General features: G+C 63.9%; 6 protein-coding genes. 2 read left to right on the top strand and 4 right to left on the bottom strand.

What is annotated here, in order from left to right; translation table 11 throughout:
• Positions 1–126: 126 nt before the first annotated feature.
• The 4 genes from pgaD to XarjCFBP7645_RS11250 are packed head-to-tail and all read right to left on the bottom strand — an operon-like array spanning position 127 to position 5665.
• The gene (gene pgaD, locus XarjCFBP7645_RS11265; RefSeq protein WP_104537549.1) at positions 127–573 is read right to left on the bottom strand and encodes a poly-beta-1,6-N-acetyl-D-glucosamine biosynthesis protein PgaD; all 447 of its coding nucleotides are present in this window, start codon (positions 571–573) and stop codon (positions 127–129) included.
• Positions 570–1823 (bottom strand): poly-beta-1,6-N-acetyl-D-glucosamine synthase, encoded by a 1254-nt coding sequence (gene pgaC / locus XarjCFBP7645_RS11260; protein WP_104537548.1) that lies wholly within the window; start codon positions 1821–1823, stop codon positions 570–572. The genes pgaD and pgaC overlap by 4 nt, the downstream gene beginning before the upstream one ends.
• Positions 1824–1826: 3 nt before the next feature.
• The gene (gene pgaB, locus XarjCFBP7645_RS11255; RefSeq protein WP_104537547.1) at positions 1827–3725 is read right to left on the bottom strand and encodes a poly-beta-1,6-N-acetyl-D-glucosamine N-deacetylase PgaB; all 1899 of its coding nucleotides are present in this window, start codon (positions 3723–3725) and stop codon (positions 1827–1829) included.
• Positions 3707–5665: a tetratricopeptide repeat protein gene (locus tag XarjCFBP7645_RS11250; RefSeq protein WP_104537910.1), complete on the bottom strand. Its 1959-nt coding sequence runs from the start codon at positions 5663–5665 to the stop codon at positions 3707–3709. Before XarjCFBP7645_RS11250 ends, pgaB begins: the two co-directional genes overlap by 19 nt.
• A 761-nt stretch (positions 5666–6426) precedes the next feature.
• Here XarjCFBP7645_RS11250 and XarjCFBP7645_RS11245 point away from each other — a divergent pair.
• Together XarjCFBP7645_RS11245 and XarjCFBP7645_RS11240 are read left to right on the top strand one after the other, a co-directional pair.
• Entirely contained in the window at positions 6427–8127 is a 1701-nt protein-coding gene (locus XarjCFBP7645_RS11245) for a ShlB/FhaC/HecB family hemolysin secretion/activation protein (protein WP_104537546.1), read from the top strand.
• 69 nt (positions 8128–8196) lie between these two features.
• Positions 8197–22392, top strand: coding sequence for a hemagglutinin repeat-containing protein (locus tag XarjCFBP7645_RS11240; RefSeq protein ID WP_258079559.1), 14196 nt, complete (start codon positions 8197–8199; stop codon positions 22390–22392).
• Positions 22393–22394 lie beyond the last annotated feature (2 nt).

Raw genomic sequence — 22394 nt, 5'->3', positions numbered from 1 at the left:
GCCAGCGGGGCTGGGTAAAGCGACGAATTCACCAAATTTCTAGTGGTTGTAGAGAAGTAGAGCGGTTTGCTGTCTGCAGTAGACATAAAAGGCTTTGAAGCAAACGCTGCGCTACCGTCATCCAGCCTACCTATGCCTAACCACCCGCACCCCCACCGGCCGTGCAAACTTATCCATCGCCACCGATGAAATACGGCTATGACGCAGCAGGCTACCAAGCTGCTCGGGGACACCCAGGCGTTGATCGACTTCCGGTTCGAGCACGGTGCGGCGGCGTTTGCGCTGGTCGGCCTTGGCGAAGCGGATGCGGTTGTACTCGGCCCAGCCGACGGTGGTGATGGCGCTCATCAGTGCGATCACCGGCAGGGCGCCCAGCGCGAACGGGTCCAGCGCGTTGTGCTTGAGGTACAGCTCCATGTAGGCGCTGCGCAGGCCGAAGAACCAGGCGATGAGCGTTGCCAGTGGTGCCCACAGATAGAAGTAAACCATCCAGGCGCCGGCGGTGGCGGCACCGTAGGCGAGCCGGCGCGAGCGGCCGAGGCGTTGCGGCAGGTTGATGATGGGCGGTGTCATTGGATTCCTCGGTCGGGGCTTTTCCAGCGGGCACGTTTGCTGCGACGCGCGAGCAGGGCACGTGGGAAGGCGATGACGGCGGTGAGCATGCCGATCATCCAGAAGGCGACCGGATACCAGATCACCCAGAAGAACTGGCGCGCCAGGCCTTTTTCGTAGCGGCGTTCGATCACCAGGCTGGTGGCGAACTGCATCAGGCACACCACCGCCAGCACCAACCCATGCCAGCGCGGCAGGATGGTATCGACGTACAGCGCAGGCGGCAGCGCGATGACCTTGCCGAGCAGCCACAGCACGATGATGAAGAGCATCGTGTAGGCCCAGGCCAGGCTGAGTGCATATTCCAGCAGCACGCCCCACATGCGTCGGCTGCGCCAGGACAGCACGCGGCGGCCATGGCTCAGCAACACTTCCACACCGCCGCGCGCCCAGCGCAGGCGCTGCATCCACAGGCCGCGGAAGGTTTCCGGCATCAGGATCCAGCACAGCGCGTTGGGTTCGTAGCGGATATCCCAGTCGTCGAGCTGCAGCCGCCAGGAGATGTCGATGTCTTCGGTGACCATGTTGTCGGACCAGAAGCCGACGCCGTGCAGTGCCGAGCGTCGGAACGCACAGATCACCCCGGAGACCGTGAAAAGGCGTCCGTAGACGCGCTGCGCACGCTTGATCAGCCCGACGATGGCGGAAAATTCGCCCACCTGCATGCGGCCCATCAGCGTGGTGCGATTACGCACGCGCGGGTTGCCGGTGACGCCGCCGACCCGCGGCCCGGAAATCAAGTGGCCGACCATCCAGCGGGTGGCATTCGGGTCCAGGATGGCGTCGGCGTCCACGCACACCAGATAGTCCGAGCGCGACGCCAGCGTGCCGACACGCAGCGCGTTGGCCTTGCCGTGGTTCTGCTCCAGATGCACCACGCGCAGGCGCGGATGCTGGTGGGTGAGGTCGTCCAGCGCTTCGGCGGTGTTGTCGTTGCTGCCATCGTTGATGGCGATGATCTCGAAATCCGGATAGTTCTGCGCGCTCATTGCGGCGATGGTTTCGCCGACGTGTTTGGCCTCGTTGTAGCAGGGCACCAGCAACGACACGAAGGGCTCGCTGGCCAGCGGCGGCGGCGACGAGGGACCGGGCCTGCCGCGTTCGCGTCGCAGGTAGTAGTACGTGCCTCCGATCATCCAGAAGAACGCCATGATGATGGGATAGAAAAACGCGAAGTTGAACAGAGCGCCCAACAGGAGGCTGGTCGTCATCGGTTACCGCTCGATATATGGGAATTGCCGAGCCGACATGGCCTCGCGCGCTTCGGGAAGAGACGGGTGGCCGCCGATGAAGTCGTCGGGGTAGTACGCCAGGTGGCGCACGCCCGCAGCCAGGAGCAACTTGCTGTGTTCGAGCAGGACGCCTTTCGGCAAGGGTTTGCCGGTGCGCCAGTCCACGGTCTGCAGTTCGAAAATGGTGTTTTCGAAACCATGCGGCTGCTGACCGACACGCTGCGCTAATTGCTGCAGCCAGTGCTGCGGGTCGTTTGCCTGCTCCATGTACGGCATGGCCATCAGCGCGGTGTAGTCATACGCCGATGCAAAGGCGTCCAGGCGCTGCGCAAACCAGGCTTCGCTGTGCGGCTCCAGCACAGGCTGCGCAAACAGGTTACGCACGGTCACCAGCTTGGGGCGCCAGCGTTCGGCGGCTGCTTTCAGTTCCTGGGTGAAGCCGATCAGCTGCTGCGTGCGCCTGGTCGGATCGCCATTGCCGTAGGCAGGCACTTCGTCGTCGCGCAGGTAGGCATCGTCGTGGAACAACAGGCCTTCGAAGTAGGTGTTGGCGGCCAGGTCTTCATAGATGTCGGCGACCAGCTGATGCGTGCGCGGGTTGCCCGGATCCAGGCGTGGCACATCTTTCGGGTCCTTGCCGCGAATCTGCAGCGCGGCCTGCTGCCGTGCATCTGGCAGATGGAAGCCCAGCACCGGTAGCCAGGCAAATACGCGCACGCCTGCACGGGTGCGCAGCTGCCAGGCCACACGCCCGAACAGATCCGCGCGCATCGGCAGATGCCGGTTGGGGAAATACAACGCATCGGCTGCGCCATCGCCATCCGGGTCGGCGAAGGCCTGCAGGAACACATGGCTGGGGCCGATGTCTTTGACGCGCTGGACCAGGATGTCGAGGTTGCGCTCCAGCTGCGCCGGATCCGGATCGTAGACATAATCCAGATCGATCTGGATCGCACGCAGACCATCGCGCGACAGATCGCGTCGCAGTTCGCCGGCCAGGTCGCGCACATCGGGGTTGTTGAACAGCAACAGGCGACCCAGGCTGGCCAGCGATTGTCCGTCCACACGGTCGCGGCCCTGCTGGCCGATATCGGCTTCATGCGAACGACCTTCCAGGTCGAAGCTGAGCGTCATGCCCAGTTGCGCGGCAATGGCGTTGCTGGCGCGGTTGTAGGCGGCATACGGCCAGACCATGGCGCGCGGCGGTTTGCCCAGATGCGCCACGATCGCGTCGCGGCTATGGCGAAGATCGGTCTGGATGCGCTGGCGATAATCCGCCTCGCTTTCATAGCCCTTGCCCGCCTCCCAACGACGGGTGACCGCGGCCGGCGTCTGATTGCCGAACGGGTTACCGGCGATACCCTTGTGCAGGTCATCGCTGTGCGAGCCGATTTCGATCAGGCCGCTGCCTTGCATTTCGCGCAGCTGCGCCCAGGTGACGAAATCATCGTGGGTGAAATCGCGATGGCCGTAGGGCACCACCTGGCCGGCGGGCAATTCGACCCAGCTGGTGACGGGGGCGACCAACGCGGGATAGCCGTAGGCCTGCAATAGCGGGAACACACGCGTGTAGACGCTGCGCAAGCCGTCGTCGAAGGTCAGCAACACCGGCCTGGAGGGCAGGGCGCGTTTGCCGGCACGTGCATCCAGGACCTGCTGCACGCTCACCGGGTGGTAGGCGTGCGAGCGCAGCCAATCCAGATGCGCGGCGAAGTTGCTGGTGGACACCGCATAACGATCGGGATCGCCCTTGGCGGCGACGTCGTCGCGAATATCGTGGTAGCTGAGCACCAGCAGGCCGGCCTGCGCCGAGGACGCAAACGTCATCAGCAGCAAGGCGACCAGCAACAGCGGCAGGCGGATCAAGGCGTACCTCCCCATCGGAAATCCAGGTCGAATCCAAGTTGTTGTTCGCGCTGGCCGTCGTAAACCGGGCGCGACCAGCTCACGCCGTAGCTCAGCGCACTGCCGTCGCCCAGCGACCACAGGTGCCGGTAGACCGCGCTGGGCACCCACTGGCTGCCGAAGCCGGACTGATAGGTCGGCCCGACGCTGACCTCCAGCCGTTGCCGGAAGGCGTAGTCGTAGCGACGCCAGCCGATCTGATCGATGCGTACGCCGGCGGCCACCGCGGAGTTGCGGCGCGGATTGAAGTAATTGACGGCGCGGTCGTCTTCGGCGCGCCCGGTGGAGGCGGCGAACAGGCCATCCAGCAGCACATGCGGGCTGGCCCACAGGCGTTGGCTGCCGGACAGATCCAGCTGATCGCGCCGATTGCCGTCGCTGTAGCGCAACTGGCGTGCCTGCAGTTCCCAACGGCTTTCGTCGTTGGGCGCCCAGCGCAGGGCGGCGCCGATGCTGTCGCCGGTGATGCCGAAGCGGCGTGCCTGCAAAGAGGCTTCCGGATCGCGCGTGCGCCAGGCCAGGCTGCCGTACCAGGCATCGGAAAACCGCCAGCCGGCATCCAGTGCCCAGGCGGTGCCATCGCGATCGAATTCGTCGAGCGCACGTCCGCCGTAGGCACTGACATCCAGGCGGTCGTAGCGGTAGTGGGTCCCCAGCCAAAAGCTGCGATACCGCACACGTGTGTCCTGGAAATCGGCCCAGTCGTCGCGTGCACGCAATCCCACACGCCAGCGCTCGCCGAGCAGTGGCGATTCGGCTTCCAGCAACGTGCTGCCGAAGTCGTTGCCAAGCGGCGAGGTGCTGTTGGTCAGGGTGTCGTTGTCGCTGCGGCCGCGCGCATGGCTGAGATGCACCTGCCAGCCGCGTTGACGTTCCAGCGAGGCGCCAAGCCGCTGCAGGCCGGCGTCATCCGGATATTCCTTGTGCAGCGGCGCAAAGGTCGCATCGGCCAGATCCAGGCGATCCAGATCGCGTTGCGCTTCGACAACGCCACTGCGTGCCTGTTTCTGATGCGGATCCAGCGTCAATGCCATCGCGTTGCGTTGCAGTGCTGTGCTGGGGTGCCCGCGACGGAACTCGATCGAGGCCAGGGCCGCCTGCAGCTCCGCATTGTCGGGGCCGATGGCCACGCGTTCGCGCAACAGGACGTCTGCGTCGCGATTGTGGTTCGCCGCCGAGCGTGCGGTAGCCAGGGCGATGTCTGCGCTGAAGCGGTCCCAGTTTTCGTAGCCGCTGCTCGCACCGTTGCGACGCGGCCACGGCGCCTGCGTGGCCGCGAGTTTTTCGAACAGCGGCATCGCCAGATCGAAGCGTTCCTGCTCCAGCAAGGCATAGCCCAGCAACAGCTGCGTATTGAAGTCGTCGGGGGTGTGCCGCAGGGCTTGCCGCAGCACGGCTTCGGCCTCGGCCGGGCGACGCAGGCCCATCAGCGAATCGCCGACCGTCGGCAATACATAGGCGGGAACCTCGATACCTTCCGCCTTCAACGCCTGATAGTTGGCCACGACGTCGCGATGGCGCTGACGCTGGTTGAGGGCGACCAGGCTGTCCACGCGCAGCCGCGTGGCTTCCCATGTCAGCGTCGGCGGTGAGTCGCGTTCGATGCGGGCGACATTGACCAGGGCCTGATCGGTCTCCGCATAGCGGTGCGCCGCATCGATGGGCTCGGCGCTGGCCCACCCGATCATACGGGCGACGCGATCGTTCTCGATGCGCTCGCGCTCCTGCTGCGAGAACCAGTCCGGGTGCCGCCATACGGCCTCTGCCGCAAGCTGTGCGCTGCCGAGGTCGCTCAGCGTGACCGCACGCATGGCATAGGCGCCGCGATCACGTGGGTTCGCGCGCAGTACGCGTTCGTAAATGGTCAAGGCATCTGCATAGCGTTGCTGACCGCGCAATTGCTCAGCCTGCTGCATGGGCGTGCGGGCGATGGAGGCGTCAGTCACCTTGCTCGGCCGCACTTCGCCGCCGTGCGCCTGGGGCACACATGCAGCAATCAATGCGAGGCTGAGCAGAGGAGTGACCGCGCCCCTGCGGTCAGGACAGCCGCGACGCACGTGATTGCGGCAATTGGGGGAGGAGGCGGTGCATTAGCGATCCAGGCGTATGACGACAGGCGATACTGCGTATGCCCACGTAAAGCTCACGTCATCACAAATTTAACGCGACCTTCATCGGATCAGTCCGCTGTAAATGTGATTGATGTCACACAAATTATTCCTGGGAATCTGATGGAGCCAGCGGATCGGCTTTCAATTGGGCTGCTGGCCGCTGAGGTCTGGGCAGGCGGACACCACCCAATACGTACGAGCGACGGCAGATGCGTGGCAAGTGGAAGTGGCAGTCAGATATGCATTCAAAGTCATTGCTCCATTGACCTATGTTAGCGACACGTTGACGGACGTTCGCGGGAAGAGACGGAGATGGAATACTGCAGCGAGTACGGGGACCAGATTTTTTGCCCACTTTTTAAGTGATATTCATCACATAATTGAAATGGGTCGGGTTTTTCTTACAGGGTGGCCCCTACATGGCGCGTTGACCGGTTCTTCACGTTCCATCACAGTTGCGCCGCATTCGTTGTGCCCAAGGATTGCGTCGCCGTCTTGGTGGCCAGGCACAGCGGTGTGAGCGACGGCGCGCCAAGGCGCGGCCCGCCGCACAGGGGGCAGGACAGATGTGGATGCGTTCGGCGCCAACGGCGCTGGCGGCTTGCCTATGGGCTGTCGCCGGGCTGGCGGCTGCACAACAGACGGCACCGACAACGCTGGATCGGCAGGAGCAATTGCGCCAGGCCGAGGAGATTCAGCGGCGTCAGCAACAGGAGCGACAGGCACCCTTCGCCGGCCCGCGCGAGGATGCCGAGCGCGTGGACGCCCGCAGCACCATACTGCCCAAGGAGGAACTGTGTTTCCCGATCGCCCGCGTGCGCCTGTCCGGTGCAGGGAACGACGGTGCACGCTTTGCGTGGTTGTGGACGTCGCTGCGTCGTTATGAGGGCCGCTGCATCGGTCGCGCGGGTATCGACATCATCCGCCGTCGCGCCCTGGATCAGCTGGTCGCGCGCGGCCTGGTCACCACCCGCATCGGCGTGCCCGAACAGGATCTTTCGCGCGGCGAACTGCGTTTCGAACTGATGCCCGGCCGCGTGCGCGCGGTGCGCGTAGTCTCCGACACCGGCGGCGAACACTGGAAGAGCGCGCTGCCGCTACGGCACGGCGACCTGCTGGACCTGCGTGCGATCGAGCAGGCAGTAGAGCAGTTCAAGCGACTGCCATCGCAGGACGCCAAGATCGACATCGCGCCGGGCGAGGCACCGGGCGAATCGGATCTGGTCATCACCTTGCAGCATGGTCGGCGTTGGCGTGGCGTGGCCAATGCCGACGACTCGGGCGTGGAGGCTACCGGGCGCGTGCAGAGCGGGCTGGATTTCTCGCTGGACAACCCGTTGGGTCTCAACGATCTGCTCAGCGTCGGCTACAGCCATGACCTGGCCACGCGCGACGAAGAGCGCGGCACGCGCGGCAACAGCCTTAGTTACAACCTGCCGTGGGGCTGGTGGACGTTTGCGTTGTCGGCCTCGTCGTACCGCTATCACCAGCGCGTGGACGGATTCTTGCAGACCTTCCAGTCCAGCGGCGAATCCAGCAACGCGCAGCTGGATATCCAGCGCGTCTTGCATCGCAACGGCACCAGCAAGACCTCGGCCGGTGTCACGGTTGGCCGGCGGCGTGCGCGCAGTTATCTGGATGGCGTGGAGATCGGCATCCAGCGTCGTGATACCAGCAGCGCGGAGTTCTACTTCACTCATCGCCGCTATCTGGGGGCGATGCAGTTGGACGTGCGCATCGCCCATCGGCGTGGCACGCCGTGGTTCAACAGCCAGTGGACCGGTTACGACCCGCAGATCGGGTTCCCGACATTCCGTTATGGCGTGACCACGCTGGACGTGAGCACCGCCACGCCGTTCAAGCTGGGCCCGGTGCCGATGGCCTGGGAAAGCAGCCTGCGTGCGCAAACCGCAGGCGAGCTGTTGCTTGGCTCGGAATTCGTCACCATCGGGGGCCGCTACAGCGTGCGCGGCTTCGATGGCGAAGCGACCTTGGGCGCGGAAAAAGGCGCGTATTGGCGCAACACCTTGAGTTTTCCGATCCAGCAGATCGGGCTGACACCGTACCTGGGCCTGGATGCCGGTCGCATCGATGGCACCAGTGCCAGCGGCCTGCGCGGCCGCAGCCTGGTGGGCGGCGCGGTGGGTCTGCGCGGCGGCTGGTTCGGTGCCAGCATCGATGCGTTTGCAGGCTGGGCGATCCATCGCCCGGACGGATTTGGAAGTGCGCAGCCGGCGTATGGCGCGCGTGTGATCTACCAGTTCTGACATGGATCGCGCCGCCAGCCGGCAGCGCGCTGTTGATTGATGACGCCCAGCAGTGGCGAGAGAGAAACGATGGACACCGAAGCGACGGGCATGCGTGCTTACCTGGCCGAACAAAGCAAGCGTGCGCTTGCGTTGCTGCTGTGCTGCACGGTCACCTGGACATCGTTTCCGGCCTGGGCACAGGTGGCGCCAACGCCGAATCCCGGCGGGCAGACGCCCGGTCAACAGGTCGCCGCCAATGGCGTGCCGGTGGTGGACATCGTCGCGCCCAATGCGCGCGGCATCTCGCATAACCGCTACAGCAATTTCAACGTCGGCCCGAACGGGTTGATCCTCAACAACAGCGCGCAGATCTCCAAGACCGAGCTGGGCGGCTATGTCGCCGGCAACGACAATCTGCAACGCAGCGGTGCCGCCTCGCTGATCCTCAACGAGGTCACTTCGGCCAGCAGCCGCTTGCAGGGGTACACCGAAATCGCCGGTGCCAAGGCGCAGTTGGTGATCGCAAACCCGAACGGTATTTCCTGCGATGGCTGCGGATTTCTCAACACCTCGCGCGTGACCTTGACCACCGGCACGCCCAACCTGGGCAGCGATGGCGCGTTGAACGGCTTCAGCATCACCGGCGGTGCGCTGGGTATCGGCAGTAACGGTCTGGATGCGTTCAATGTGGATCGCCTGGACCTGCTGTCGCGTCAGCTCAGCGTGGAGGGCTCGATCTGGACCAGGGAACTGGTCGCTGCCGCGGGTGCAGGGCGGGTCAATTATGACGGCATGCTGCTGGAGGTGGTGCCGGGCACCGATGGCGCGGCACCGTCGATCGGCATCGACGTGGCGCAGCTGGGCGGCATGTATGCCGACCGTATTCGCCTGATTGCGACCGAAGCCGGTGTCGGCGTGGTGAGTCGCGGCACCCTGGCGGCGCAGAGTGGCGATCTGCAGATCGACAGCGCGGGCCAGGTGAGCCTGGGCGGGACCGCGGTGGCGCGCGATGGAATGGGTGTGCGTGCAGCCGGTGACCTCGACCAGCGCGGCGTGCTCGGCTCGCAGCAAGGCGATGTGCGTCTGCGCGGCGTGCGCATGACCCTGGCAGGCGATCTGGTCGCCGCCGGTACCCTGGATGCACAAGCCAGCGGCACGTTGAGCCACAGCGGCCGCAGCAGCGCCGGCGCCATCCGTCTGTTCGGTTCGGAATTGAATGCCGATGGCAGCCTGCATACGACTGGTGCGCTGGATCTGGGCGCCGATGGCGTGTTGCGCGGCAACGGTGTGGCCTATGCGGCAACCGCTGCAACCCTGCGTGCGGGGCAGATTGGCCTGACCGGCACGCTGCAGAGCGGCGACGCCATTGGCCTGGATGCAAACGTGATCGATGCACTGGGCACCCTGGACGCGGCCACCGCCTTGCGCGTGAACAGCAGCGGCGACGCGCGCCTGGGTGGATTGGCGCAGGCCGGGCAGGGTGCCGATGTGCAAGCCGGCGGTCGGCTGGAACTGCAGGGTCAGCTGATTGCAGCGGATGCAGTGGCGCTCGATGCGGCGAGTATCGACATCGCACAGCGCGGCGCAATGTCTGCCGGTGGCGATCTTGAACTGCGCAGCGTAGGTGCGTTGAACAATGCCGGTAGCGGCTACGCCGGCCGCGATCTGCGTCTCCAGGCAGCGTCCGTCACCACGTCAGGCAGTCTGGCGGCCGCACGCGATGCGCAGGCGGCGGTTGCAGGTAGTCTGGTCAATAGCGGCACGTTCGTTGCAGGCAATGCGCTGACCGTCGATGCGGCGCAGCTGGACAGTCGTGGCGATATCGGCAGCCAGCGTGGGGAGACGCTGCTGCGCAGCCGCGGCGCTCTGGCGCTGAGCGGCAACACCGTGGCAGGTACTGCCCTGGGCCTGGACGCCGCAGCGGATGCGCAGGTCTCGGGCATCGTCAACGCCGGTAGCGTGAATCTTCGCAGCGGCGGCGACACCGCACTCTCCGGCACCCTGCAGACCACCGCCGGTGGGTTGGTGATCGCCGCAGGCGGTGAACTCGTCAGCGATGCCGTGGTGGGTTCGACAGGCACGATCGATTTGCAGGCGAACGGCGCGCTGCGTCAGCGTGGTCAGCTCCGCGGCGATAGCGCGGTGCAATTGCGTGGCGCAGCGGTCGAGCACAACGGTGTCATCGATGCAGGTGGCGACCTGCGCATCACCAGTGCTGCCGAGCTCGCGTTGGACGGCACCGTGCAGAGCGCTGGCTCAGCCACATTGCAGGCGGGTGCAACACTGCAGAACCGCGCGAAGGTGATCGCAGCTGGCGCGCTGGATGTGGAGGCAGCCTCGTTGCGCAACGCGCAAAGTGGCGCGTTTTCGTCGGATGCCGGTGCGCGCGTGCGCACGGCCGGCACATTGCACAATGCCGGCAGCCTGTATGCGGCGAGCGATCTGCAGCTGACCGCAGGCGCGTTCACGCAAAGCGGCAGCGCCAGCTCGGGCAACACGCTTTCGGCAGCTGTGAGCGGGTCATTCGACAACGCTGGCACTGTGATTGCCAGGAACGCGCTAAAAATCGATGCCGGCAGCGTGCGCAGCAGCGGTCAACTCGGCAGCGAAGCGGCAAGTGTTGGTCTGGACAGCCAGGGCGATATCGCGCTGCAAGGCGTGGTTGCCGCTGCGAGCACGCTGCAGGCCAGCGCCGCTGGCGATCTGCAGCAGGCAGGGTCGCTAAGAGCGCAGTCGCTGGCATTGAGTGCCGGGCGTGATCTCACCGCTGCTGGCAACCTGCAATCAGCGTCCACGCTGGATCTGCAGGCACAACGTGCTCTGACATTTGCTGCCCAGGGCCAGGCTGGCGGTGATGCTTCGCTGCGCGCCACCACACTGACAACCAGCCAGGATGCGGTGTTGCAGAGCACGGGAGCGATCGCGCTGGGCAGCGCAGCCATCGACAGCCGCGGCAAGCTGGACGCGGGCAGCGATCTGCAGATCCGCAGCCAGGGCGATCTGGCACTGGCAGGTGTGGCACAAGGCGGCCGTGACGTGGGCTTGGACGCCACCGGTGCGCTCAGTAACGCGGCGCAGGTGTTTGCAGGCCGCGATCTATCGTTGCAGGCAGGTAGCCTCGACAACACCACGAGCGGTGTGTTGGCGGGCGAGGGCAACATCGCCCTGACCACTACGGCACAGCTCAACAACGCCGGGCGCGTGCAGGCCGGTGGCGATCTGCAGATCAACGCTGCAAGCCTGGACCAGGGCGGTAGCGCGTCTGCGGGCAACACGTTGCGTGCGACGATCGCAGGCACGCTCGACAATCGCGGCAATCTGATCGCCAAGGATGCGTTGCAGGTCGATGCGGCCACGCTGCGTAGCAGTGGGCAGTTGGGTAGCGAGCGGGCCGATGTCACGTTGAACAGCCGAGATGCGCTGCAACTCGAGGGTGTGGTTGCAGCGGCCACTGCATTGCGTGCGACTGCTGGCGGCGATTTGCAGCAGGCCGGTTCGCTCAAGGCACAGTCGATCGCGTTGCAGGCGGGGCGCGACCTCACTGCAAATGGCACTGTGCAATCGGCATCCACGTTAGATCTGCAGGCGCAGCGCACGCTCGCCCTGAATGGACACGCATCGAGTACGGGTGAGGCAACCGTCACCGGCGCATCGGTTCTGATAGGCGCTGCAGCAGTGCTGCAGAGCGGAGCCGCCATCACCCTGGATGGCGGCTCCATCGATAGCCGCGGTTCGCTCGATGCGGCGACCGATTTGAACGTGCGTAGCGCCGGTGATCTTGCACTGGCTGGCGTGGTCCAGGGCGGGCGCGACCTTGCGCTGAACGCTGCGGGCGCGTTGAACAATGGCGCTCAAGTCGTCGCAGCACGCGATCTGCACGTGCAGGCTGCCAGTGCCAACAACGCCGCAACGGCAACCCTGGGTGCACTACGCGACCTGCGCGTCGATGTCGCCGGGGTGTTGGAAAACAATGGCAGCCTGCATGGCGAGCGTGGCCTTGCACTGAACACCGGAACATTGCTTCAACGCGGACGTGTCTATAGCGGCGACGCGGTGTCGATCGCTTCGACAGGCGCATTCGAGAACGCTGGCCAGCTGGTGTCCGGCAAGGACCTGGCCATCGCTGCCGACAGCATCGTCAGCAGCGGGCAACTCGGCTCGGTCAACGGCGCACTGACGCTGACCAGCCAGAACGCGATCGATCTGCACGGTGTGGTGGCTGCGGCGACCACGCTGCAAGCCACCGCTGGCACGGATCTGCTGCAGGCCGGCTCGCTCAACGCGCAGGCCGTGACATTGCAGGCCGGCGGCGATCTCACTGCCGGTGGAACCCTGCAGTCCGCGTCGGTGTTGGATCTGCAGGCGCAGCGCAGCGTGACGTTGAACGGCCAGGCGCAGGCGGGCAGTGACGCCAACCTGCGCGGCAACAGCATCGCCACCGGCCGCGACGCCGTGCTGAAAAGCGTCGGCGCGATCAGCCTGGACGGCGGTGCGGCAATCGATAGCCGTGGCACGCTCGACGCCGGCACGGACCTGCGCCTGCGCAGCACGGGCGCGCTTGCGCTCGCAGGCGTGGCGCAAGCCAATGGCGATGTTGTGTTGAGCGCAACCGACACCTTGAGTAACGCGAGCCAGGTGATTGCCGGCCGTGATCTTTCGGTGCAGGCCGGCAACATCGATAACGTGGCGGCCGGCGTGTTGGCGGCCGATGGCAGCGTCACGCTGACCACTGGCGCGTTGCAGAACGCCGGCAGCCTGCAGAGCGGCGGCGATCTGCGCATCACCGCCGCCAACATGGACCAGGGCGGTACCGCGATTGCAGGCAAGGCACTGACCGCAAAGGTCACCGGCACGCTGGACAACCGCGGCAACCTCATTGCCAAGGATGCGCTGCAGGTGGAGACAGGCAGCTTACGCAGCAGCGGCCAGCTCGGTAGCGAAGCTGCCAACGTCAGCTTGATCAGCCAAGGCGACATCACGCTGCAAGGCGTTGTCGCCGCAGCGACCACACTGCAGGCCACTGCAGTTGGCGATCTGCAGCAGGCCGGCTCACTCAAGGCGCAATCGATCGCGCTACAGGTCAGGCGCGATCTCACCGCCGCAGGCACGCTGCAGTCGGCAACGCAACTGGATCTGCAGGCACAGCGCGCACTGACAATGAACGGGCAGGCGGTGGCGACGGGCGATGCAACCCTGCGCGGCGCGCAGATCGGCACCGGTCAGGCTGCCGTGCTGCAAAGCGGCGGTGCAATCAGCCTGGACGGCGCCGCGATCGACAGCCGTGGCGCACTCGATGCAGCCGCTGATTTGAATCTACGCAGCACCGGCGACCTGGCGGTTGCCGGTGTCGCGCAGGCCGACCGTAATGTGGTGCTGAGCGCAGGTGGCGTGTTAACGAATACGGCGCAAGTTGTCGCTGGTCAGAGCTTGAACGTCACCGCAGCCAGCGCAAGCAATGCCGCCAGCGGCGTGCTGCTCGCGCAGGGCGACGCCACGGTCGCCATCGGCGGCTTGCTCGACAATGCTGGCGCCGTGCGCGCCGGCAATCAACTCGCCTTGGGCGTCGGGTCGCTGCGCCAGACCGGCCAGGCCTACGGCTTGCAACGCCTGGGTGTCATTGCCACTGGAGCGGTGGACAATCGCGGTGACCTGATTGGCGGCAATGGTTTGCGCGTGGAAGCGGCGCAAGTCAGCAGCAGCGGCCAGCTGGGCAGCGAGCGCGGCGATGTCGCATTGATCAGCCGCGGCAACCTGGAACTCGGCGGCAGCCTCGCATCGGCAGGCAGCTTCTCGGCGCAGGCCGATGGCGCGCTGGCACAGAGCGGCAACTTGAGCGCTGGCAGCACGCTGGAGTTACGTTCCAGGGGCGACCTGGGTGTGGCCGGCCAGCTCGGCGCTCAGCAGCTCACCTTGACCAGCGACGCCGTGTTGCGTCAGCAGGGCACCGTCAGCGGTACGACGGTGGATCTGCAGGGCGCACGCATCGAGAACGCCGGGCAGACCACCGCTTCGGGCAACTTGAGCCTGCGTGCGGGTGAGATCAGCATCGCCGGCACGGTGGGCGCCGGTATCAACGCAGATGGCAGCCTCGGCAGCGGACCCACGCTGAGCCTGATCGCCGATCGCCAGCTCAGCGCCTCCGGCAAGCTGCTGGCTGGCGGCAACCTCACAGCGCAGGGCAGCCAACTGCAGCTGGCGGGCGCCAGCACACGCGCAACCGGCAATGTCGCACTGACCACCGGCGGCAACCTCGATCATCGTGGCGGTGATCTGCTTGCCGGCGGCACGCTCACCGTGCAGGCCGGCGGCAACATCGACAACGGGCGTCTCAACGCCGTCGCCGGCCAGATGCAGGCCAACCAGTTGAGTATCGACGGCGCCAGCCTGAGCAATGCCGGCGGGCGGTTGGTGCAAAGCGGCAATGGACTGACCCGCGTCAGCATCGGCGGCGCGATCGACAACACCGGTGGCACGCTGGCCAGCAATGCGCAGGATCTGACCATCACTGCAGCCAGTCTGGAAAATTCACAAGGGCGCATCGAACACGCCGGCACCGGCGTCCTGTCGGTCACCAGCCGCAGTGCGCTGGGCAACAGCAGTGGGCGCATCCTCACGCAAGGGCAACTGCACCTGGACGCCAGTGGCGCGTTGAACAACCAGGGCGGCGCGATTGCCGCAGCGGGCGATGCGGCACTCACCGTTGCCGGCCTCAATAACATCGGTGGTTCGGTCTCGGCACGTGGATTGAACGTGCAAAGTACCGGCGCGGCCGACAACCGCAACGGCTTGCTGCAGGCCAGCGGTGGTGCGCTGACCTTGCGTGCCGACAGCCTCAGCAATGCCGGCGGCATTGTGCAGGCGGTCGCGAACGCTGGTGCGGGTGGCAGCCTGCGCGTCGAACTCAATCGTGGCCTGGACAACGGCAACGGCACGATCGGTGCCGGCAGCGACGCAGTGATTACTGCGGAAAACATCGGCAGCAGCGGCGGCAGTCTGCAAGCGGCGCGCGACCTCAGCGTTACTGCACGCGGCCAGCTGGACAATCACCAAGGCGGCAAGCTCAGTGCGGGGCGCGATCTCAACGTTGCCGTTGCCGGCGCGTTGCTCAACAGCGGCGGCCAGCTCGATGCCGGCAACACGCTGACCGCATCGGGTGGCCTCATCGACAATACCCAGGGCAGCATCGTCAACAACGGTGGCGGACTGACGCGCATCACTACCGGCGGTGCATTGACCAACAGCGGCGGCAATCTCGGTGGACGCGGCAGCGTGGTGATCGATGCCGCCAGCATCGCCAACAACAGCGGCCAGCTGGTCGCCGGCGGCGACCTGATCGCCAACACCAATGGCTTGAACAACCAGGGCGGCAACGTCTATGCCGGCGCAAGCTTCCTGCTGCAGCGCGCAGGCGCCACGCTAGACAATCAGAACGGCACCATCAAAGCCGAGCAGGCAGTCCGCCTGAACCTGCAGAACTTGAACAACGCGGGTGGCAAGATTGGCGCCGGCAGCATGACCGGTGGCGCCGGCGATGTGGTGATCGATACCGTTGGGTTCGATGGCGGCGGCAGCATCCTGGCGCAGAACCTGCTGGACCTGACCTTGCGTAGCGACTACACCCACCGCGCCGGTGCAGACCTTACCAGTAACGGTAATTTCAACCTGCGCGTCGGGGGGAGCCTGGTCAACGAGTCCACGCTCAAGGCTGCGCGCAGCCTGGACATTACGGCCGGCAGCATCACCAACCGTGCGGGCGCCACCATCCTGTCCAATGACACCCGCCTCAACGGCGGCAACATCATCGACAACGCCGGAAGTATCTCCGGCAACGGCGTGCTGTCGCTGGTGGCGAACAGCATCAACAACACCGGCAGCATCGTCGGCGGCAACGTCTCGGTGAACACCGGCACATTGGTGAACGGCGCCGACTTCGGCGGCGCGACCGACAACGCAGCCTATGGCTCGGCCTTGCTCGGTTCCACCGGCAACATGAATCTGATCGTGCGCGATCAACTGCTCAATCGCGACGCGCGCATCTTCAGCCTGGGCAATATCGCCATCGGCGGCGCGCAGGATGGCGGCGGTACCTTGGTCTCGCGGACCGGTGTGGTCAATAACCTGTCGGGCAGTATCGAGGCCGATGGGAGCATTTTGATTGCGGCCAACCAGCTGAATAATCGGCGGCGAGTGATCAATACGACCAGCGTGTCGACCGATCCTGGTAGCGACAATATCTACTCCGGCGGCGAGCTCATCGAAGGCAAGGCGATCCGGAATCTGCAGGGCGCGCGGGCGCCGTATCCCTACAAAGGACTCGCACCTGGCATTTATCGCAACTATCAGGTGATCCAGCAGGAGCAGCTGTCATCCGCAAGTGCGGAGGGGAAGATTGCAGCGGGTGGAAACATCTTGCTGTCGGGCAGTGTCACAAATAATGCGTCGACCATCGCTGCAGCCGGTCTGTTTGCTGCCAATCAGCGAGGTCTTGGGGGGCTCTCGGATGCAATGATCAATGGCGGTGAGCAACTGCTCAACCAAGCGCTGGCATTGAATCAGGTGGTCCGGCAAAGCGATGTGGAGCACATCGTCACCGCGATCACCAATGACTGCATGCAGCCGGTTGGACAGAAGGTCGTTTGCTACTACGAGGAAGAAGATCAGCGACTGAGTTCGTCGACGACCAGCAGCAGCTACGTCGCCCTGGGCGCCAGCATGACCGGTGGCCAAGGTGTGAGCATCAACGGCGCCAACATCAGCAATGGTGCCGTCGGCAGCGACGGTCGTGGCATCAGCGGTGCTTCGTTGAATGGTGTCGGCGCACAAGGGGGCTTGACCGGACGCGCCACGCAAAGCGCCGGTGGAGTGGGCGGCCAGGCCGTGATCGGCCGTGCCAACGGCGGCGCGTCGAGCATCAGGGTGGCCACCGGCACGACCGGCAGTGCAGGCAGCCAGGTGGGCGCCAACACGCAGGACGCCACGCTGGCCACATCGGGTGGCATCGTCAAGATGTCGGTTGCACCTGTCGCGTCCAACGACAGCGGGCTTGTGCGCAGCAGCGTCGATCAGGCAGACGTGCAGGCCACCGCGGCCGGTACCGGCGTCACTGCCGTCGCAACCGACAGCCGCACCCGCGTCGACCCGGCCACCATTCCGGTGACCACCATTGCGGGTAGCGGGCAAACCTCGCTGACGCAGATCGATCTGCCCATTGGCGGGCTGTATCGCCTATCCGGCGGCACCGGTACCGATCTCACCGCAATGGGCCGTGCCGCCAACGGGCTGAGCGGCATCAATGCCTGGCGCAGCAATGGCCCGGGTCGTCGTTACCTGATCGAGACCGACCCGCGCTTCGTCAATTACGACAACTTCATCAGCAGCGACTTCTTGCTGGACAAGCTGGGTGTTGACCCGGAGTGGACCCAGACCCGCCTAGGCGATGGCTTCTACGAGCAGCGCCTGGTGCTGGACCAGATCACTCAGCTCACCGGCCGCCGCTATCTGGGCAACTACGCCGATGGCGTGGCGCAGTACCGCGCCTTGCTGGAGTCGGGCGTGGCCGCCGCAGGTCAGCTGCAGCTGAGCATGGGCGTGGGCTTGACCGCTGCACAAGCGGCCGCGCTGACGCAGGACATCGTCTGGATGGTGGAGCAGGACTACCAGGGCCAGAAGGTGCTGGTGCCCGTCGTGTATCTGGCTTCCAACTCGCTGCAGTTGCGTGGCAATGGCGCCTTGATCGCCGGCGGCAACGTCGAGCTCAACGCCACCAACGCCATGAGCAACCAGGGCGTCATCGCAGGCGCCGACGTCAGCGTCACCGCCGGCAACCTGCTCAACCAGGGCCGCATCAGCGGCACTGGCAGCGTTGCCCTGGAAGCGCGCAACGACCTGCTCAACCAGGGCCAGATCCAGGGCCGCGACGTCGCACTGGTGGCCGGCAACAACCTGGTCAGCGAAGCATCCAAGGCCATCAACGGTGTCGGCATCCTGTCGGGCATCACCGCCAGCAACACCTTGCAGATGATGGCCGGCAATGACATGACGTTGACCGGCACCCGCGTGCAGGCCGATGGCAGCGCGGCGTTGATCGCAGGCAACAACCTCAGCCTTACCCCAAGCGCGTTGCGCGACGACAACGGCCTGCTGCGCGGCGGCGATGTGGTGTCGATGACCACCGGCAAGGATCTGGTGATGTCTGCAGGCAACGACCTGCAACTGCATGGCGTGACCATCAACGCCGGCGGCAGTGCCGCACTGCAGGCAGGCAACAACCTTTCGCTGACCCCAACCACCGGCCTGGACGGCAAGGTCGCCACCCGTACCAACATCAGCACCGGCGACAGCCTGCAACTGACCGCCGGCAACGACCTGACCATCCGCCAGGCCGACGTCAAGGCCGGCGGCGATCTGACTGCCGCAGCCGGCAACAACCTCAACGTCGAATCCGTCCTCAACGAGACCGAAACCAACAGCTACAAGAGCCGCAACGGCAAGACCCGCGTCACCACCACCACGACCACGCAAACCATCGACCAGCAGGCGCTCACTGCCGGCGGCAACCTGATCCTCAGCGCCGGCAACGACGTCAATCTGGTCGCGGCCAAGCTGGACGCCGGCAGGGGCTTGGGGCTAAGCGCCGGCAATGACATCAATGCCAGCACGCTGACCACGGTGGACACCAGCAACACGTTGGAAACGCGCAAGCGCTTCAAGCAGACCATCGCGACCAGCGACGAAACCGTCTACGGCACCGAGTTCAACGCTGGCGGCGACCTGGCGATGCAGGCCGGCAACGACATCACCCTCACCGCCGCATCGGCAGCCACCAAGGAAGGCGGCATCACCCTGGCCGCCGGCAACGACGTCAATCTGCTCGCCGCCAGCGAGCAGCACGACGCCGTGCAGGACATGACCAAGAAGAAGAAGGGCACGTTCTCCAGCAAGACCACAACCACGCATGATGAGTGGCACGACAATGTAGCAGTCACCACCACGCTCAGTGGCGACACGGTGCAGATCGCGGCGGGTAACGATTTGTTGTCGCAAGGCGCGCAGGTCGCCAGCACCGGCGATGTGGTATTGGCCGCAGGCAACAACATCACGCTGGACACGGTGCAGAACACGCACAGCGAGGAACACGAAAAGACTGTCAAGAAGTCGGGTCTCTACGGCGGCGGTGGATTCAGCGTCGCTTTGGGCGTCACCAAAAAGACCGATGGGCTGGACGTCACCGAGGTGACCAACAGCGGCAGCCTGGTCGGCAGTACAGATGGCTCGGTGACAATGACCGCCGGCAACAAGGTTGCCATTACCGGCAGCGATGTGCTGAGTGCCACCAGCACTACGATCGTGGGCAAGGAAGTCACGATTGCCGCGGCAGAAAATACCGTGGATACGGTGCAGACGTCCAAGCAGCAGAGTGCGGGTATCACGTTGGGGCTGACCGGGGGCGTGGTTGCAGCAGCGGAAGCGGCGTACAGCGCGACTAAACGTGGTTCAGAGGTAGAGGATGACCGTCTAAAAGCACTCTATGCCGCCAAGGCGGGTTACGCCGTCAGCGACGGCGTGGCCGAGTATCAGGCAGCTGCGGCCGCTGGCAGCAGTATGGGGGGCGTGAGTTTACGCATCGGTATTGGAGCTAGCAGTGCGTCGAGTAAGACGACAACACATGAGGAAACCACTGGCGGTAGTCGCATCCTGAGCGACGGCAACGTCACCATCGCAGCGACAGGCGGCGATCTGAATGTCATTGGTAGCAAGATCAATGGTGAAAATGTCGTGCTGTCTGCGGCGAACGACCTGAACTTGCTGAGCAACCTGGAGACCAACACCAATAAATCGGAGAACAAGAACGCGGGTGGTGAGATTGGTGTAAGCGTTGGTACCACGACGGGTGTGTATCTCACTGCTTATGCGGGTAAAGGTAGTGCCAAGGGCAATAGTGACGTACACGCTGAGAGCGTAGTGACCGCCAACGACAGGTTGACGTTGATCAGTGGTAACGACACTACGATCAAGGGCGCACAAGCAATCGGCGACAAAGTGCTTGCCGACGTTGGCGGTAACCTGCTGATCCAAAGTGAGCAAGACACCAGCGACTACAAGAGCAAGCAGCAACAGGCGGGCATGACGCTGGTGTGGGGCTTTAGCGGCAGTAGTGCGAACTACAGCCAACAGAAAGTCAACAACAGTTACACCAGTGTCAATGAACAAAGCGGCATTCAGGCCGGCAAGGGTGGATTTGATATCACTGTTGGTGGCAATACGCACCTTGTTGGCGGCGCAATTGCAAGTGCCGCGGATGCGACACTCAATCGCCTGTCCACGGACAGCCTGACGGTAGAAGATCTTCAAAACGAAGCAAAGGCAAAGGCATCGAACATCGGTGTCGGCGCGGGAACCAGTGGTGCTGGATTGGCGCAATCCGCCGCAAGTGCAGGACTCAGTGCTCTGGGCAGCGCCAATAGCAATGCAACGAGTACTACTCGTAGTGACATTGCTGCTGGTGCTATTGAGATACGCAATAAGGATTTCAGTGCCCTGGAAGGTCTGGAACGTAGCGCCTCAATGCTTGACGGCAATAGCGTCAAAGCGATTGATACGAACAAGTTGCAGGAACAGGTCGAGCTGAGCCAGGTTGCAGGCGAAGTCGGATTCCGTACTGCCAAGGAAGTGATTGCTGCACGGCGTGATGCGGCAACAGAAGAGCTCAAAGCCGCAGCCGAGGATTATCAAGCTGCTACAACCGATGAGGAGCGTGCGGCAGCAGCGGTGCGGCGTGACGCCGCTCAGTCCAGTCTGAAGCAGTGGTCCGATGGCGGTAATGCCAAGATGGCAACGCAGGTACTGGCAGGCGTATTCCAGGCCAGTCTAGGCGGGGGCAGTGCTCTAGGCGCTGCTGCTGGTGTAGCTGCCAACGAAGGATTCCTGACCAAGCTATCAGCAAGCATCAATAAGGGCTTGGATGGCGATGGTATAGCCCACGAAGGAGCGATGAACCTGGCCAGCATTGGCCTGGGTCTGATCGCTGGTGGTCTGATGGGGGATGCCACGTCGGGCGCCATCGCCGCCAACACCTCCCAGCAATATGGCTATTACGACTACCGTGACGGTAAGCGACAGCTGCTGGCCTCCGACGCTTTGCGTGAGATGGCAGGCGGTGACGAAGCTTTGCTGCAAGGCATGCGTACGCTGATCAACGAGGCAATCAAGAATGGCGCGGATCCAGCGAGTCTCGCGGCGGCGCTGACAACGCCTGGCGTTGCCAGCAACATGGCGGGCATGGCGCTGGTTGAAGCATCGGCACAGAAGGAATACGGCAAGAGTTTTGGTGCGCTGGGCCTGGAGGATCAGAAGATTCTTCTTGGAATGGTGGGCAGGGTCTATGTTGAAGATGTACAGAGCATTGGTCCTGATGGACAGCCTCTTGTTGCTGTTGGAGGTGTCGAGAAGCTTCCAACGGTAGAGGTAGTCGGTAAATCGTCCGGTGGGCTCCTGCACGCTGGTCAGCTTGTCAGCGGAGTCATCGAGAGTGGTGGTCGCGGCGTTGAGAAGGCAAGCAACTGGCTGGATCAAGACACAGCAATGGCGCTTGCCTACGTCGCGATGGCTGCTGCTGGCGGCCCGGTCAAGACGGTCGCGAGTACGCTTTTCGAAAACTCTGCCGCAGGAGAGTTCCTTCAGAACGCTAAACAGCAGTACTTGGTGGATCCTTTTGGTAGGGTCATTGGTACATACGGCCTAGGTGCGCAAACCGCTGAGCAGCTTCAGTCGGTTAGGCCTGCCAGCAGCATGATGGCGGGAATGGGTGTCGATGCGATGATGGCCGCTATCGGTGCTACGACTGCAGGCACCGGCGCGAAGAGTATTCTTGAAAGCTCGCAGGGTATTGGCCAAAAGATTGATAATGCCGGAAATCTCGTTAAGGACGAAAAACTTGGAGGCCCTCATCGACAAACTAGTAAACCTTCCGGAGACGGTCTTGATTCACATCACTGCCCTGCTCAAAACTGTTATAAAGGAGCCCCAATTGGCTCTGGTGGAGGTCCAGCCATTAAAATGGATCCTGAAGATCACGAGTTGACTGCGAGCTTTGGACGATCCAAGAGTGCTCAGGCCTACAGGGATAAGCAAAAGGAGTTGCTTGATCAAGGCAGGTTGATGGATGCTGTACAGATGGACGTTGATGACATTAGAGCTAAATTTGGCAAAAAATATGATGGCCATATTCAGCAAATGATTGATTACGCAAAGACATTGAATCCCGACGATTTTAAGGTTAAATGATC

It is taken from the genome of Xanthomonas arboricola (genome assembly GCF_002940665.1).
Lineage (GTDB): Bacteria > Pseudomonadota > Gammaproteobacteria > Xanthomonadales > Xanthomonadaceae > Xanthomonas > Xanthomonas arboricola_B.
This window is presented reverse-complemented; position numbering and strand designations above follow the sequence as displayed.

What these genes read in the sequence shown, in the direction of transcription:
- pgaD (WP_104537549.1), bottom strand. Translation starts at nt 573, where the DNA reads ATGACACCGCCCATCATCAACCTGCCGCAACGCCTCGGCCGCTCGCGC.
- pgaC (WP_104537548.1), bottom strand. Translation starts at nt 1,823, where the DNA reads ATGACGACCAGCCTCCTGTTGGGCGCTCTGTTCAACTTCGCGTTTTTC.
- pgaB (WP_104537547.1), bottom strand. Translation starts at nt 3,725, where the DNA reads ATGGGGAGGTACGCCTTGATCCGCCTGCCGCTGTTGCTGGTCGCCTTG.
- XarjCFBP7645_RS11250 (WP_104537910.1), bottom strand. Translation starts at nt 5,665, where the DNA reads ATGCAGCAGGCTGAGCAATTGCGCGGTCAGCAACGCTATGCAGATGCC.
- XarjCFBP7645_RS11245 (WP_104537546.1), top strand. Translation starts at nt 6,427, where the DNA reads ATGTGGATGCGTTCGGCGCCAACGGCGCTGGCGGCTTGCCTATGGGCT.
- XarjCFBP7645_RS11240 (WP_258079559.1), top strand. Translation starts at nt 8,197, where the DNA reads ATGGACACCGAAGCGACGGGCATGCGTGCTTACCTGGCCGAACAAAGC.